Consider the following 15,751-nt stretch of genomic DNA (forward strand, 5'->3'; position numbering starts at 1 on the left):
GGCCCAGACCACTCGGGCCCCCAGAAAAACCCCGAGGCCCATGCCGACGATGCCCCACACCACCGTCATAATGGCGAATTGGCGGACCACCTTGTAGTTGTAGGCGGTACTGATAGAAGTGTTCATGGTTCCCCATCCACGGTTCAGCCGAAGAGCGCGCGCGTGCAGAAAAGCCGCGCGCCCTTCGCCTGGAGTTATAGGCAGACTAAAAGCGAGGCAAGCATGGACAAACAGCACAAGGCCAGTATTGACGGGGATCAATGGGCGCAGTGCGTGCGGGATCATGGATGGCTGTGGGACGCCGCCGCGGGCGAGGCTCACGCGATGTTGATCCTCGCTCATGGCGCCGGCGCGCCGATGGACAGCGACTGGATGACCGACATGGCCCGGCGCCTTGCCGCGCAAGGCGTGAACGTGCTGCGTTTTGAATTCCCCTACATGGCCCAGCGCCGCGTCGACGGCGGCAAACGCCCGCCGAACCCGACGGCGAAACTGCTGGAATGCTGGCGCGGGGTGTACGCCGACGTGCGGCGACATGTCGCCGGCCCGCTGGCCATCGGCGGCAAATCCATGGGCGGGCGCATGGCCAGCCTGCTGGCCGATGAGCTGGGCGCGGATGCGCTGGTGTGCCTGGGGTATCCGTTCTATGCGGCGGGCAAGCCGGAGAAACCGCGGGTCGAGCATCTGGCGGCTTTGAAGGTGCGGACGTTGATTGTGCAGGGTGAGCGGGATGCCCTGGGCAACCGCGAGACGGTCGAGGGGTATGCGTTATCGCCGAGTGTCGAGGTGTGTTGGCTGGCGGCGGGGGATCATGACCTGAAGCCGCTGAAGGTTTCCGGGTTTACGCATGAGCAGCATTTGGCCAGTACTGCGCAGAAGGTAGCTGACTATCTCAAGGATTCACGAAAACCCTGAACCGTATGGAGATTCGCTTTCCTCTCGATCCTTTGGGGAAGAGGGCATCGAGCAACATCGGCACAGTGCCTTAAAGTATCGTTTTTCAACGGAATTCATACACTTGGCGGTAGCATAAATTTAACAGGGAGTGGGTGTCCGGTTTTGTAGGGGGGCAGTAGAGGCAACACCGTACTGAAAGGGTAAGGTGTTGCACTCAGTTTTCACGGTCGCCCTCTTTTTTATCAAATGGTTAGCGTGAAATGTCAACAGGCTCCTTGGCATTAATCATTGCCCTGTCGTACACGTGATACTAAAAAAAGTGTGTCCGGAGTAGCCTTGCAAAGTGCTCGAGCTCGCAAAGACTCTAATTGTCTGAGTGGCGCTATTGTAAGTCACGGAGGATTCGAATCCCGAAGTAAGTCCATTCAAGGTGCACGTTGGGTCGCTGGTAAATGTTTTTTTGAGAGTGAGAATATAGCCGCCAGTAGAGGAATTTCCGTAGACGAAATTTACTGACCCTATCCAATCCGAGCCCGATTTTATTTCACCGTTTGGTGAGACAGAGCCGGTAAAGATTTCCGCGCCTTGGGCGTATGGCAGACTTGGTATGGCTATAGGAAGGGCTGCAACAATCATAAGAGCTGTGAGAAGTTTGTTTTTCATTGCAAAGTCTCCAGTTTGTTAAGGATAGCATCCACTTCGAATAGTGGATGTTACGAGAGAAATACAAGTGCGGCCGTGTTAGTCCGAACTCAGCTCGAGGTTATGAGTATAATTGTTTAGATAGCTAGGAAGGCCTGTAAGAAATGACAGGTTTTAAGGCTGTTTGGTTATATGAATGTCAGGTGTGGTGCAAAGCTCTTTGAAATTTCCTTTCTCGCGTAATCCGGTAAAAGGTAATCGCAATTGAAGTCGGAGTCGCCGTTTGCGATAAAGATAAGTGGTGGTAAGGGGCGTTGGTATTGGGAGTTTTTCTGAGGTAATAAGCAGTGGCATAAATTTTGGAATTTGCCAGGAGGCCCGCTTATTGTCCATTGCAGGGATTAAAGTTGCGTGCTGTATAAATGTTATGGGTATTGGGCTTGACTCGATCAAGGTTAAACTTTTAAGGTGATCTGCCGAAGGTCGAAAGGTGGCAGACTTATTATTTGTCTCAGTGGTCGCTGGTCATCACGAATAATGCCAAATCAAAAAATAAAAAGCCGAAGAGCGTTCGCTGTCTGGTTTTTTGTTTTTACTCACTTAATCAACGTTAATCCGCACCGTCAGCGAGCAATAAGCCTGGATAACTCAATAATGCTGAATTCTGCTGCTCCGTAACAGGCAACTTGCCGGACATCACAAACTCATCGAACGCTTTCTGCCCATCACTCGCGGCTTGCCGGACATCGAGAAAACTCAACTGATCGCAAACCGTCTTTTCGTCGTTCTTTCTGATGGTGGTCATTGGCGCCGCCCGATTTTGAGTTCTCGATGAGTGCGAACGATGGCGCCTGCTCCTTCGGCACGCAAGTCAGTCGATTCTGGTTTGGCTGTCGGGCGGGGAGGGCATAAACGCAACTTTGCGAGCGCGTTGAAAGTACACGAACCGTTACGCCATAAGGGCCACAACGCCTTGCGTCGTTGCCTACGCCTACGCCAGAATCCGCCGGCTTACGCGGCTTGGAGAGGGCTCTATCGTGTCCCTGTCACTGAGAAACAGTGATCGGGTTTGGTAGCCCGTCTGTAATAGCTGTGTGGCAACACTGTAGGCAGTCCCTTTTTGTATGGGGCTCGTTTTTATGGTGGTCATGCGTGGGGCTCATTCGTGAGCGCCGGGTTCCTATTGCAGCCGGTCTACCAACCCGCGTATGGCCGCCACCCATCGTTTGGTAGCGTGGGTGATGGCTCCTTGAAATCTGCGATAGGAGTTACATCCATGTTCAAAGCCACACCCAACCCTCCAGCTACAGATCCAACCTCCCACGACCCCAAGCTTGAGTCCCAAAAGACAAAAGAAGCCGTCGACCGCGCACTCGACTATTACCTGGGCCCTGAAATCCCCGAGTACTTCCCTCCGAAGGCCCGTCCCATCTACCTCGTCGACCCCACGCTGGATGACGAAACGCTGCTGGTCGAAGCCTGCGAATCGCTGTCGTCGGCCAACGCCATGGCCGGGAATATCGCCAACTCAGCGAGAGGCCCGGAGCGTAAGCCTCTGCTGGCGCTGCAACAGCTGATCATGTTGAACGAGCTGCTGGTGAATCGGCTGCTGGACAGGCTCCGTGTGCCGCGGTAGTCACCGATCACTGCGGACCCTGCCAAACAAGAAATAAAAAACCCCGGAAGCGTTCGCTGTCCGGGGTTTTCTTGTTGCCAGAACAATCAGCGGTTGAACCGCTCCACCAACGAGTATTGCGTGTTGGCCGTCTTGGTCAGCTCTTCGCTCAGCAGCGCCGAGTTGTGCGCCTGTTCCGAGGTCTGGTCCGCCAGTTCCGAGATGTTGCTGATGTTGCGGCTGATCTCTTCGGCCACCGCGCTCTGCTCTTCGGTCGCAGCGGCGATCTGGGTGGTCATGTCGGTGATGTTGGCCACCGCTTCGCTGATGCCCACCAAGGCCTGGTCCGCTTCAAGCACCCGCGCCACGCCTTCTTCGGCCTGGCGGTGCCCGGCTTCCATGGTCTGTACGGCGCTGGTGGCGGTCTGTTGCAGCTTGGCGATCAGGGCGTGGATCTGCCCGGTGGATTCGCTGGTGCGCTGCGCCAGTTGGCGGACCTCGTCGGCCACCACGGCGAAGCCGCGGCCCATCTCGCCGGCGCGGGCCGCTTCGATGGCGGCGTTGAGCGCCAGCAGGTTGGTCTGGTCGGCGATGCCTTTGATCACGTCCACCACGCCGCCGATCTCGTCGCTGTCCCGGGCCAGTTGGGTCACGGTCAGGCCGGTTTCGCCCACCACCACCGACAGGCGCTGGATGGCTTCGCGGGTTTCGCCGGCGATGTCGCGGCCGCGGCCGGTCAGGCGGTTGGCTTCCTGGGTGGCGTCGGCGGTGCGCTGCACGTGGCTGGCCACTTCCTGGGTGGTGGCGGCCATCTGGTTGACGGCGGTGGCGACCTGTTCGGTCTCCACGCGCTGGCGTTCCAGGCCGCTGGAGCTGTTGTGCGCCAGGGCATCGGACTGCTTGGCCTGATCGGTCAGGTGCTCGGCGGTGTCCTGCAGGCGGGTCAGGCAGGTCTTCAGGCGCGCTTCCTGGCTGAGGATCGACATCTCCAGGCGCGCCTGGGCGCCGCGGCTGTCGGTGTACATCTGCGCGATCAACGGGTCGGAGGTGGTCTGCTCGGCCAGGCGCAGCAGGCGCTTGAGGCCGCGTTGCTGCCATTGCAGGCCCATCAGGCCCAGCGGCACCGAGAGGCCGGCGGCGAGGGCGAAGCCCCACTGGGAGTTGAGCGTGGCGCCGATCATGAAGCTCAGCTGGCTGACCAGGATGAACGGCAGCCAGTCCTGGAGCACCGGCAGCCATTTGTCCGCTTTGGGAATCGCCGACTTGCCCTGGTTGATGCGTTGGTAGAGCGCTTCGGCACGGCGGATCTGCTCGGCGGTGGGCTTGACCCGCACCGACTCGTAGCCGACCACCTGACTGCCTTCGAACACCGGTGTCACATAGGCGTTGACCCAATAGTGGTCACCGGTCTTGCAGCGGTTCTTTACAATGCCCATCCATGGCAAGCCTTGTTTCAGTGTGCCCCACATGTGCGAAAACACCGCGGCCGGGACGTCGGGGTGACGGACCAGGTTGTGCGGCGCACGGATCAGTTCCTCGCGCGAGAACCCGCTGATTTCGACGAAAGCGTCGTTGCAGTAGGTGATCACGCCCTTGGCGTCGGTTGTGGAGATCAACCGTTGCTGAGCCGGGAAAGTCCGTTCGCGCTGTGTAATGGGCTGGTTATTACGCATGGTTTTTCAATCCGCAAGGCTTTGAAAGGTTGTCGGCGGGCTTGGCCGTTTATTGAAGTTTTTTTTCATTAATAAGTACGGCGTCGCAAAACGGGGCTTGCCTCACCCGGCGAGCATCGGGTAGGTGAACAGCCCGAAGTGCAGCAGGTTCAGCGCAAAGTGCGTGGAGATCGCCGCGCCAAGCCCGCCGAAACGGTAGGCCAGACCATAGCCGACGCCTGCCAGGCTCGCCAGCAGCACCCACGTCCAGCCGGCGCCGAGGTGCGCCAGGCCGAACAGCAGCGACGCCAGCAGCAGCGCCAGGTTGTCGCCGTAGGGCAGGGACTTGAAGCGCTGGCTCAGGCCGCCCTGTATATAGCCGCGAAACAGCGCTTCCTCCACCAGTGTCACCAGCAGCAGGTTGTTCAGCACCCACAGCCAGGCCTGATCCGGCCACTTCGGCGCCCAGGCGATGATGCCGAGCGCCAGCGCGCCGCCCAGGGCCAGCACCGCCGTCAGCACCAGGGCCAGCGTGGTGGCGTACACCTTGAGGCGCAACGGCCGGCGCGCGACGATCCACGGGCAAGCCAGCAACAGCCAGAAGCCGATCAGGGGTTTGTCCAGGTTCAGGTACATCGAGAACGGTACGGCGTCGTCGGTGAAGCGTTGCGGCTCGATGGCCCGGCCGTTGTGAAAGCCCGGCAGCCAGTGCAGGGCCAACGCCAGCGCCAGCACGACAAACAGCCCATGGCCGAGATAGCGGGCCACCGGCAGGCTCTGCTGGCGGACGGCGACACCGGCGGCCAGCAGCAGGCCCACGGAAATCAGCGCGAGCCAACCGAGGCTGCCGACGCTCAGCGCCCATCCGTAACCGAGGCCGAGAAGGCCGAGATAGAGCCATGGCAAGGCAGGCATGGAAAGTCCTTGTGCGCAGAATGTGGGGTTGCTTTCTACACGGCAAGGCGCGGGGGGACAAGTGAAGGTGCAGCGAAAGTCCGGGACACACGCAGTACCTGTGGGAGAGGGATTGCCTGCGATGGCGTCATGTCAGCCACCTGCGTTGGAGTCTGACAGACCGCATCGCGGGCAAGCCCGCTCCCACAGGGTTTTGCGGTGCCTCCTCACTTTGCATTCAACCGAGAACTCTGTGGGAGCTGGCTTGCCAGCGATGGCGGTGGGTCAGGCAGCAGAGATGTCGGCAGTGCCGGCCTCATCGCTTGCAGGCAAGCTCCCACAGGGTTTTGCGGTGACCGCAGATTTGTCGGCCAACCAGGATTCCTGTGGGAGCCAGCCTGCTGGCGATGGCGTCCGCCAAGGCGCCGCAGGAACCCGGCAAGACAGTTGCTCTGGGTTCAGCGCAAGCCGAGCTTCGCCGCAGCGCGTTCGGTGATCTGCCGGCGCTTGCTCAGAGACGGCACGGCGAGCCGCACGGCTTCTTCGACGATGTGGCCCGGCGCTCGCTCCGGGCTGCCCGAATCGAACGGCGGCGCCGGCGCGTACTCCAGTTGCAGTTGCACCAATTGCGCCGTGCCGGCACCCACCAGTTCCGCCGCCAGCACCAGCGCAAAGTCGATCCCGGCGGTGATGCCGCCTCCGGTGAACAGGTCGCCGTCGCGCACCACCCGGTCCTTCACCGGGATCGCCCCCAGGGTTTCCAGCAGGTCGTGATAGGCCCAGTGGGTGGTCGCCCGTTTGCCCTTGAGCAGCCCCGCCGCACCGAGCACCAGGGAGCCGGTGCACACCGAGGTCACGTACCGGGCCTGATCGGCCTGCCGCCTGAGGAAGTCCAGGGTCTGATCGTCCTCCATCAGCGGCCCGACGCCTGCGCCGCCGGGCACGCACAGCACATCGAGCGCCGGGCAGTCGTCGAAGGTCACGGTCGGCTTGAGCACCAGGCCCGTGCTGGCGGTGACCGGAATCAGATCCTTCCAGACCAGGTGCACCTGCACGCCCGGCAGCGAGGCCAGCACATCGTAGGGGCCGGTCAGGTCCAGTTGCTGCACCTGGGGAAACAACAGAAAGCCGATCTGCACAGTCATGCTTTTTACTCCTGTAGAGGGGGTGGACGGCTTCACTGTAGGCGCGTAGCGTTTGGCGCATACGCCAATCAACCCACGAATCTCGCCAAATGCCCAAATCCATCCATGTCCTCGCATTCGCCGATGTCCAGGTGCTCGATGTCACCGGCCCCTTGCAGGTGTTTGCCTCGGCCAACGACGTCGCCCGCCACCGCGGCCTGCCGGTGCCCTACGCGCCGTCGGTGGTCGCCAGCGGCGGCGGTGCGGTGCGGTCGTCGGCCGGCCTGGCGCTGCTGGCCGAACCGTTGCCGCAGGCCCCCAGCGACACGTTGATCATCGCCGGCGGCTGGGGCATCTATCCCGCCGCCGAGGACCTGCCGCTGGTCGAGTGGGTGCGCACGCATGCCGCCACGTGCCGGCGCGTGGCCTCGGTGTGCACCGGCGCATTTCTGTTGGCCGCCAGCGGCTGGCTGGACGGGCGCCGGGTGGTCACCCACTGGACGCGCTGCGAGCAACTGGCCCGCCAGCACCCCAAGCTTCGGGTCGAGGCCAATCCGATCTTCATCAACGACGGCCCGGTCTGGACTTCGGCGGGCGTCACCGCCGGCATCGACCTGGCGCTGGCCATGGTGGAGGAGGATCTGGGCCGCGACATCGCCCTGGAGGTCGCCCGCCATCTGGTGGTGTTCCTCAAGCGGCCGGGCGGGCAGTCGCAGTTCAGCGTGATGCTGTCGCTGCAGAACCAGTCGCTGCACCGGCAAGGCAACCGGTTCGACGACCTGCATGCGTGGATCACCGAAAACCTCACCTGCGACCTGGGCATCGCGGCCCTGGCCGAACAGGCCGGCATGAGCGAGCGCAGCTTCGTGCGCCACTACCGCGCCGACACCGGCCAGACCCCGGCCCGTGCCATCGAGCAGATCCGCGTCGAAACCGCCCGCCGGCTGCTGAGCGACACCGGACTGCCGGTCAAGCGGATCGCCGCCAACTGCGGCTTCGGCAGCGAAGAGACCCTGCGCCGCAGTTTCCTGCGGGCCATGGGGGTGACGCCGCAGGCGTACCGGGAGCGGTTTTCGGTGGGGTTGGCGGACGCGTGATGATCGGGGGCTGACCCTCAGGCGCGCAACAGATCCCGCAACGCCCTCAGCGTCTCCTGCGGCGCCTCTTCGGGAATGTTGTGCCCGACACCGGCCAGCACCCGGCGCTCGTAGGGGCCGGTGAAGCGGTCGGCGTCTTCGTCTTCTTCCTGTGCGGGGCCGACGCCGTCGTCGGCGCCGCACAGGGAAACGGTCGGCACGCTGATCGCCGGCTGTTGCTCCAGGGCTTTCTCCATCCATTCCAGCGCGGGGTCACCCGGTGCGTACATGAAGCGGTGACGGTAGGAGTGGATCACCACCTCGACGAAGTCCGGGTTGTCGAAGGCCGGGGCGGTCAGGGGATAGCGCTCGGCATTGCGGGCCCAGGTGGGCGACCACAGGCGCCAGAGCAGTTCGCACAGCGCCCGCCGGTTCTGCGTCAGGCCCTCGACGCCGCGGGGCGTGTGGAAATAGTACTGATACCAGTACAGGTGCTCGGTGGCGGGATCCAGCGGCCGGACGGAGGCCGGGATGTTCTGCAGGTTGTAGCCGTCGCCGGTGACCAGCCCGCGCACCCGCTCGGGAAACAGCGCCGCCACGACGCACGCGGCCCGGCCGCCCCAGTCGTAGCCGCACAGCGTGGCCCGGTCGATGCCCAGCGCATCCATCAGGTCCAGCAGGTCCTGGGCCAGCGCCGCCTGCTGACCGGAGCGCAACGTGTCCGCACGGTTGAACCGGGTCGGACCGTAACCGCGCAGGTACGGAACGATCACCCGGCAGCCCTCGGCGGCGAGGGCCGGGGCGATTTCGTCGTAGGCGCGGGGGGAGTAGGGGAAACCGTGGAGGAGGATGACCGCAGCGCCGTCGCCCGGGCCGTGCTGCTCATAGGCGATGGTCAGGCTGACGGTCTTGCAACGTTGCATCACGGCTTGGGTCATTTCACTCTCCCGTTATCCGAATAACACCTTCTGCCAATGGTCTTCGCTGATGATGGCAATCGGCACACCGCTGTCCCGAAGCTCGACGGCTTTCTTGATCTTGGTGCCATAGGTGCTGTGAAGCCATTGATCATTACCGATGCTGCCCACCACCAGAAAATGAATTTTTTTGCTAACTGAGCCGCCGATCACGCCACCTCGCTCCACAACCAGAGCTTCACATTCCTTGCGCGGGCCGTAGGCCATGACACCCGTGAACAGAAAGACACGATCCGCCCAGCTCAACGCCGGGGCGGGGTTGTCGAGAGGAAGAGAGGTCGAGGCAACGAAGGGCTGCTTGGCGGTGACAGGAAGACCTGCGAATTGGTGCAGCATTTCCAGCAGTTCGACTGACTCATCTGCGTCAAGAATGCCGTCACTCAGCATGTCGTCGAGACGCCTGTAAAGGATGTTGACGACCGGATCACTCAGATGGGTCAAGTGAGTTTCAATCCAGGTCTTGAGAAATTCTGCTTCCTGTTGATTGATCTTGCCGTCTGCGGCAAGCCCGGCAGCGATTCCTACCAGCGCGTCAACAGAGCGACGGTCGATTCGGGCCTGATGAAAGAACCTGCTGTTTTGAAACTCTTGATGCAGATCGACCATTGCGCTTCTCCTTAAGCTTCAGCTTCCGCCACCTGATTGAAATACTTGCTCCGATCCGGCGTGAACGTCACCACCATGCGGGTGCGTGAGCAGGTCAGCGCGCGTTCCTCATCCAGATCGATGTCCAGATGCTCGCCGCGCAGGCCCTGCCATTCGGCCAGGTATTTGAGGGAACCGTACTTTTCGTTCTTTTTCAGGCTGCGGCTGACTCCGCCTTTCCAGCCCAGCACCGGCAGTTCGTCGGCCAGACAGCGCTTGGCCAGATCGGGAAAGCGCACGGCGCGCTGGCGGCCGATCTCCCAGCATTTGATCAGGCCTTTGTCGTGGGCTTCCCACAACTGGCTGCGGGTCAGGCCCGTGCGAAGGGGAACGTCGATCTGACGGTGGATGCGCTGGCTCATTCTGGTTCCTTGAAATCGGGTTTTATTGGACAGCTCCGCTGTGCCCGTTGCGGTGGATGGTAGGGGCGGGCGACACGGCTGGCAACAAGGTATTTCAGGGTGTAAGTGCAAGTTACGGGGGGAGGCATTGCGCGGCATTTGTTGAACATTTGTAGGCCTTCCGGACGCCCTCTGCGGCGAGGGCGATTGCTCCCGCTCGGCGGCATATCAGCCGCAAATCCGGGGCTTGAGCTGTTTCAGTCAAAGTTCGGTGGCACAAAGGAGGGAGCCGTTTCGCTCCCGATGGAAGCAAGTTCCCTCGTCACCGAAGGATGCGAAACGTTTAATTGTTGTAGGAATTATTTCCGCGAATGGGGATTGATGCGGGATATGTCTGACAGCCTCTGGCGAAAAATGATGACGTCCCATGGCTGCCAACAGTGCTGCGCTCCCGTTCGGCCTCAGACCCGGTAGCGGCCGCTGTGGCGATGCCACTCCAGGCTGCCCGCCACCCAGCTCTTCACACCTTTCAGGTAGCGGGCGAGCAACGGGTCGGCGTCGGCCAGCAACGTCCGTTCGGCGTCTTCATACAGACGCATCACCTGATCGTGGATGGCCGCGCTGCGGGTCATGGCTTCCTGCGGGGAGCAGTTCAGGTCCCGGATCAGCAACCCCGGCAGATTGAAGTCGCCGATGGCCGCCAGGCTTTCCTTGGGCGCCGAGAACAGGTCGTTGGCGATGATCGTGGCGCTGGCGGCCAGGGTCGTGACCCGCCGCACCGCCGGATGGCTGTAGACGTTGGCCGGCAGCTCATAGCCGCCGATCACGTCGATCAACGACATGCACGGCAGGAAGCTATTGGTCTGGCGCTGCGCCAGGTACTCCCACAGCGCCGGGTCGATGCCTTCGGTGCGCCACGCCGCTTCGGCCGTCATGGTGACGAACATGGCGATGATTTCATGGCGCACCCGGGCGGTCTGGGCCGGGGTGGCGAACGCTTCGACCCGGGTCATGTAGGCCTGCAGCGCCAGCAGCACCGGGTCGCGCTCCAGGGCGTGGACGAGGTCGGCGTGGAACGGCGCGGTCAGGTGCACCGGCTCCAGCGCGGCGAGGGCCACCGACAGGCGCGGGCCGACCCGCCGGGGCTGCGAGCCGGTGCGCTCGTCGTCGCAGTAGTGATCGTCCACGGCGAACAGGGCGGCGATGCATTGCGCCGAGAGCAGCAGGCGGTCGGGGTCGTCGGTGTCGGTGTGGCACAGCGTGGCGAAGCGGCCGAAGCCCGATGCGCGGATCTTGTCGAGTTGGCCGTCGAAGATGCCGATCTGGGCGACCCACGGCAGCAGCAGGTCATCGACGGTGTCCGCCAGCGCGTCGTCGAGGCGAAACGGGGCAGGGCAATGCAGGGGCGGCACGTGCCAGGCCGAGGAAGGCGCAGGCGTTGCACCGGCAAAGCGCTGGCGGGCGGTCTCGGCCCAGCGCCCGACGGTGTCGGCGCCGAACGTCTCGAAGATGCGCCGCAGCCACACGGTGAACCGCTCCGGGCTCGTGAGCAGTTGCTGCGTCAGCGCCTCCAGCGTCAGCCATTGCCAGTCCTGGGCCTCTTCGGGATTGGCCTGCGGGTCGGCCGCGCTGAACCCGGTCAGGATGTGGTCGTATTCATGCTCGATGAGCTGGTCGGTCACCTGTTCGCGGTAGAGCATCGCGGTGACTTCGAGCAGTTCGCAGTCGAGGCCCATCTCTTCCCGGAGGCGACGTCGGGCGGCCGCCGGGGTGCGCTCGCCCGGCCGGGGATGCCCGCAGCAGGTGTTGGTCCACAGGCCGGCGGAATGGTACTTGCCGGCGGCGCGCCGCTGCAGCAGCAAGCGCCCGTGCAGGTCGAAGATGAAGATGGAAAAGGCGCGGTGGCGCAGGCCCTGGCGGTGCACCTGCATCTTGGGCGCGCAGCCCGTGGGGCGGTCTTGGGGGGAGACCAGGATCAGCATCTCTTCCATGGCTTTGGCTCGTTTGAAGGCCTTCGCGGCTGGGCGTGACGGCTGACCCGACTGGCTGGTGAACAACAGGCGTGGGTGATCGGTAACGTTGAAAAAATAGTCCGGCGCGGCAGGTTTCGCCAAACGGCCCGACGGACGCGGGCTTCACACTCCACCAACAATTCGGCGCTTTTGCGCCCACCGGCCTTTGTGGCAAGTTGCAGGCCCCTGACGAGACCGCAACCGATGGCCAACCCTTACCGCGAACTGTTCAACGCCCCCGGCGCCCGCAACTTTGTGATCGCCGGGATGATCGCGCGCATGCCGATTTCCATGACCGGCATCGGCGTGATCACCATGCTGTCCCAACTCAAGGGCGGCTACAGCCTGGCCGGCGGGGTGGCGGCGACGTTCGCGCTGGCCACGGCGTTCTGCGCGCCGCAGGTGTCGCGGCTGGTGGACCGGTTCGGCCAGGGCCGGGTGCTGCCGGTGTCGGCGCTGATCGGCGGCGGGGCGCTGCTGATGTTGCTGCTGTGCACCCGCTTGCAGGCGCCGTACTGGACGCTGTTCGTCTTCGCCGCATTGGCCGGCTGCATGCCGAGCATGTCGGCGATGGTGCGGGCGCGCTGGACCGAGATCTACCGCGGCCAGCCGCAGTTGCAGACCGCCTACGCGCTGGAGTCGGTGCTCGACGAAGTCTGCTTCATCGTCGGCCCGCCGCTGTCGGTGGGCCTGTGCGTGGCGGTGTTCCCCGAGGCCGGTCCGCTGGCGGCGCTGCTGATGCTGGCGGTGGGCGTCACCGCGTTCGTGGCCCAGCGCAGCACCGAGCCGCCGGTGCATCCTCACGAAGAACACCATCAGGGTTCGATCATCCGCTCGCCGGACATCCGCCTGCTGTTACTGCTGATGGTCGCCATGGGTGTCATCGTCGGCGTGGTGGACGTGGTCAGCGTGGCCTTCGCCCAGCAGCAGGGGCAGCCGGCGGCGGCGAGCATCGTGCTGTCGGTGTACGCCATCGGTTCGTGCCTGGCCGGCATCGCGTTCGGGGCGATGCGTTCGCGGCTGCCGCTGCCGCAGCTGTTCATGTACGGCGGGACGGCGACGGCGGTGACCACGCTGCCGCTGTTGCTGGCGGGCAACATCTTCGGGCTGTCGGTGGCGGTGTTCATCGCCGGGCTGTTTTTCTCGCCGACCCTGATCGTCGCGATGGCGCTGGTCGAGCGCATCGTGCCGCCGGCCAAGCTCACCGAAGGGCTGACCTGGCTGGTCACTGGCCTGAGCATCGGCGTGGCGGTGGGCGCGGCCGGTTCCGGCGCGCTGGTGGATGCCTTCGGCGCCCGCAGCGGTTTCTGGCTGGCGATCGCGGCGGGGGCGGTGGTGCTGGGTTCTGCGATCCAGAGCTACCGCCACCTCAAATAGCGGTGGGAGCCCCTGTGGCGAGGGAGCTTGCTCCCGCTGGGGCGCGAAGCGGCCCTTTTGTCCAACCATGTGAAGGGGCCTGCTGCGCAGGCCAGCGGGAGCAAGCTCCCTCGCCACAGGTCACAGGCCACAGGCCACAGGCCACAGGTCACAGGTCACAGACCATAGGCCACCAGCCCCCTCATCACACGTCACCAGCCCCGGCCGGAGTTCACCCAGAAGTTCACCGACAGCGAAGTCGAGACCGACTCCACCTGATGGAACCAGCCCTCAGGCAGGAACAGCAGGTCCCCGGCCTCCAGCACCACCCGCATGAACGTCACGTCGCGGGCGGTGGGGAAACGTTCGTAGTCCGGCGCGTCCGGGTTGAAGTCGCAGCCGTCCAGGCCGCCTTCCGGCGCGGTGGACCAGGTGCCCAGCGCTTCGCGGTGATGGGGCGCGGCGAGGGTGAACCGCTTCTGGCCCCAGACCTGGGCGAACAGGTTGTCGGTGTCGTCGCGGTGCAGCGGGGTGAGGGTGCCTTTGGGGCCGATCCAGATCCTGGGCGGGATGAACAGGGCGGCGTCGAAGTAGGCCGGCAGGCGGATCTGCTCCATCAGCTTGGCCGGCAGGATGTTGTTGCCCATGTAGGCCGGCGGCTCGCCGTTTTCGCCCTTGACCGCCGGGCTGTCGAGGGAGGCGATGAAGTCGGCCATGGACGTGGAGCGAAAGTCCCGCTCCGTGGAGAAGGTCTTCTTCACGTAATCGCCGTGGCGGGTGATGCCTTGCAGCTCGGCGAAATGCTCAAGCGATTCTTCGCGGCTTAGGTTGAACAGCGGCCAGTCGTGCAGCGCATTGCTGATCACCACGGGGATGCCCTGGGGCAGGTAGCGGCGCCTGAATTCGTCCACCGGCAATTCGCTGCGCGGGCGCCGTTCGACCTGGGTCTGCACCGGAAGCCCGGCGGTGAGCCGCTCGCTGACGCGCGCCGGCGTCGGGTAGCGCTTGTTCATGTCGACCTTTTCGGTCGGGGCGCCGCCGTGCATGGCCTGGTCGATGATCTGCGGGAGCAGCGTGGCCAGGCCCATGTTGCCGCCGATCTTCAGGCGACCGCTGGCGAACAGTTCTTCGACGTTGGCCGTGCCGCCCATGATCCCGAGGAAATCCTGCTCCGCCACCTCGATGGTCACATCGGGGCTGGCGTGGCGCCCGGGCCCGGTGCGGCTGGCGGTTCCGACCTCGGCCCAGTACGCCGCCTGCGGGCCGAACACGAATTGGAACACGCCTTCGATGCCGACGGCGCCGGCATTGGCGAACAGTTTGCCCAGAATGCTGTGCAGATCCACGGTGATTCCCCGCTGTGACGTTGTTGTTTTGGTCTGAACGGTTAACGAGCGCCCCATGGCGGAATTTACCGGGCGCCGACTAATTTGCCGGGCGGGTCATCCGTACCCCCTCTATAGAGACGTTCATGAGAGGGATGCGTGGTGACCAAGTTGACCCTGCTGTGCCTGCCGTATTCCGGCGCCAGTGCCATGGTCTACAGCCGCTGGCGGCCCAAGCTGCCGCAATGGCTGCAATTGCAGCCGGTGGAACTGCCGGGGCGCGGCGCCCGGTTCGACGAGCCGCTGCACACCGACATGCGGGTGCTGGCGATGCAGCTGGCCAAAGAACTGCGCCCGGCGCTGAAGACCCCTTACGCACTGTTCGGCCACAGCCTCGGTGCGCTGCTGGCCTGCGAGCTGGCCCATGCCCTGCGCGCGCTGGGCTGCCCGGAGCCGGTAGCGCTGTTCGCCTCGGGCACGGCGGCGCCGACCCTGCGGGCCGACTACGACCGCGGCTTCGCCGACCCCAAGACCGATGCCGAACTGATCGAGCAGTTGCGCACGCTCAACGGCACCAGCGAAGAGGTGCTGGCCAATAAAGAGTTGATGGGGCTGACCCTGCCGATCCTGCGCGCCGACTTCCTGCTCTGCGGCACGTTCGAGCCGTTGCAGCGGCCCTTGCTCAACTGCCCGGTGCACGTGCTCGGCGGCAAGGCCGACCGCGCCACCACCGAACAGCTGATCGGCTGGAGCAAGGAAACCCGCGGCAGCTTCTCGGTGGACATGCTGGCCGGCGGGCATTTCTTCATCCATGAGCACGAGGCCAAGGTGCTGAAGGTGATCAAGGACCAACTGGAGATCCATCACCGGCGGCATGCGCTGGCCGTGAGCGCCTGACTTCCCCCTCCAGTCCTGCAGGCGGTGCCCTCACTGACGCCATCGCCAGCAGGCTGGCTCCCACAGAGTGCCGGGTGAATGCAAAATCTGCGGCCACCGCAAACCCGGTGGGCGCCAGCCCAGGCAGCGCAGGGCAAGGGCAAGACAGCCGCTCCCACCTCGAAGAATTCACTCCTGCGCCCCCGCTTTGCCTCCCCTCTGATAGTTGTTCTCAATCGCTAATTTTTCAGGTCTGGATTCGTTTTATAGGGACGACGTGCCTTTGTGCTTCTTGCCTACTGAATCCGGATGCTAAGAA

Annotated in this window: 15 protein-coding genes; 5 read left to right on the plus strand and 10 right to left on the minus strand. The window is 63.6% G+C overall.

Annotation, left to right across the window (positions count from 1 at the left end; genetic code table 11):
• Positions 1-126 (minus strand): hypothetical protein (locus tag ACIP0B_RS13955; RefSeq protein ID WP_400832771.1); only part of this gene is annotated, 126 nt, incomplete at its 3' end.
• Between the two features lie 96 nt (positions 127-222).
• Here ACIP0B_RS13955 and ACIP0B_RS13960 point away from each other — a divergent pair.
• Positions 223-915, plus strand: coding sequence for an alpha/beta family hydrolase (locus ACIP0B_RS13960; protein ID WP_400832715.1), 693 nt, complete (start codon positions 223-225; stop codon positions 913-915).
• A 1,234-nt stretch (positions 916-2,149) separates the two neighbouring features.
• Here ACIP0B_RS13960 and ACIP0B_RS13965 read toward each other — a convergent pair.
• Positions 2,150-2,344: a hypothetical protein gene (locus ACIP0B_RS13965; protein WP_400832718.1), complete on the minus strand. Its 195-nt coding sequence runs from the start codon at positions 2,342-2,344 to the stop codon at positions 2,150-2,152.
• A 471-nt stretch (positions 2,345-2,815) separates the two neighbouring features.
• Between ACIP0B_RS13965 and ACIP0B_RS13970 the strand changes: the two genes are divergently transcribed.
• Positions 2,816-3,175, plus strand: coding sequence for a DUF6124 family protein (locus ACIP0B_RS13970; protein ID WP_400832721.1), 360 nt, complete (start codon positions 2,816-2,818; stop codon positions 3,173-3,175).
• Between the two features lie 86 nt (positions 3,176-3,261).
• Here the strand turns inward: ACIP0B_RS13970 and ACIP0B_RS13975 are convergent, their stop codons facing one another.
• From ACIP0B_RS13975 to inhA, 3 genes are all read right to left on the minus strand, one after another.
• On the minus strand, positions 3,262-4,827 hold the full coding sequence (locus tag ACIP0B_RS13975; protein WP_085577551.1) for a PAS domain-containing methyl-accepting chemotaxis protein: 1,566 nt from the start codon (positions 4,825-4,827) through the stop codon (positions 3,262-3,264).
• A gap of 102 nt (positions 4,828-4,929) precedes the next feature.
• Positions 4,930-5,721 carry a type II CAAX prenyl endopeptidase Rce1 family protein gene (locus ACIP0B_RS13980; protein WP_400832725.1) on the minus strand — a complete coding sequence of 264 codons (792 nt, stop codon included), beginning with the start codon at positions 5,719-5,721 and terminating at the stop codon, positions 4,930-4,932.
• A 437-nt stretch (positions 5,722-6,158) separates the two neighbouring features.
• Entirely contained in the window at positions 6,159-6,845 is a 687-nt protein-coding gene (gene inhA / locus ACIP0B_RS13985) for an isonitrile hydratase (RefSeq protein ID WP_400832728.1), read from the minus strand.
• Between the two features lie 89 nt (positions 6,846-6,934).
• Here inhA and ACIP0B_RS13990 point away from each other — a divergent pair, with 89 nt between their 5' ends.
• On the plus strand, positions 6,935-7,921 hold the full coding sequence (locus ACIP0B_RS13990) for a GlxA family transcriptional regulator (protein WP_400832731.1): 987 nt from the start codon (positions 6,935-6,937) through the stop codon (positions 7,919-7,921).
• A gap of 17 nt (positions 7,922-7,938) precedes the next feature.
• Here the strand turns inward: ACIP0B_RS13990 and ACIP0B_RS13995 are convergent, their stop codons facing one another.
• From ACIP0B_RS13995 to ACIP0B_RS14010, 4 genes are all read right to left on the minus strand, one after another.
• Positions 7,939-8,838, minus strand: coding sequence for an alpha/beta fold hydrolase (locus tag ACIP0B_RS13995; RefSeq protein WP_400832733.1), 900 nt, complete (start codon positions 8,836-8,838; stop codon positions 7,939-7,941).
• Positions 8,839-8,850: 12 nt separating this feature from the next.
• Positions 8,851-9,483, minus strand: coding sequence for a BRCT domain-containing protein (locus ACIP0B_RS14000; protein ID WP_400832736.1), 633 nt, complete (start codon positions 9,481-9,483; stop codon positions 8,851-8,853).
• Positions 9,484-9,494: 11 nt separating this feature from the next.
• Positions 9,495-9,884: a hypothetical protein gene (locus tag ACIP0B_RS14005; RefSeq protein WP_400832739.1), complete on the minus strand. Its 390-nt coding sequence runs from the start codon at positions 9,882-9,884 to the stop codon at positions 9,495-9,497.
• Positions 9,885-10,324: 440 nt separating this feature from the next.
• Positions 10,325-11,854, minus strand: coding sequence for a family 2 encapsulin nanocompartment cargo protein terpene cyclase (locus tag ACIP0B_RS14010; RefSeq protein WP_400832742.1), 1,530 nt, complete (start codon positions 11,852-11,854; stop codon positions 10,325-10,327).
• Positions 11,855-12,079: 225 nt separating this feature from the next.
• Between ACIP0B_RS14010 and ACIP0B_RS14015 the strand changes: the two genes are divergently transcribed.
• The gene (locus tag ACIP0B_RS14015; protein WP_400832744.1) at positions 12,080-13,252 is read left to right on the plus strand and encodes an MFS transporter; all 1,173 of its coding nucleotides are present in this window, start codon (positions 12,080-12,082) and stop codon (positions 13,250-13,252) included.
• A gap of 191 nt (positions 13,253-13,443) precedes the next feature.
• Here ACIP0B_RS14015 and ACIP0B_RS14020 read toward each other — a convergent pair whose 3' ends face one another.
• Complete coding sequence (locus ACIP0B_RS14020) at positions 13,444-14,577, minus strand: cupin-like domain-containing protein (RefSeq protein WP_400832747.1); 1,134 nt, start codon at positions 14,575-14,577, stop codon at positions 13,444-13,446.
• 138 nt (positions 14,578-14,715) lie between these two features.
• Here ACIP0B_RS14020 and ACIP0B_RS14025 point away from each other — a divergent pair, with 138 nt between their 5' ends.
• Positions 14,716-15,453, plus strand: coding sequence for a thioesterase II family protein (locus ACIP0B_RS14025; protein WP_400832749.1), 738 nt, complete (start codon positions 14,716-14,718; stop codon positions 15,451-15,453).
• The last annotated feature ends 298 nt before the right edge of the window (positions 15,454-15,751 follow it).

The sequence above is a fragment of the Pseudomonas sp. NPDC089534 genome (assembly GCF_044749305.1).
In the GTDB taxonomy this organism is placed as follows: Bacteria; Pseudomonadota; Gammaproteobacteria; order Pseudomonadales; family Pseudomonadaceae; genus Aquipseudomonas; species Aquipseudomonas ekonensis.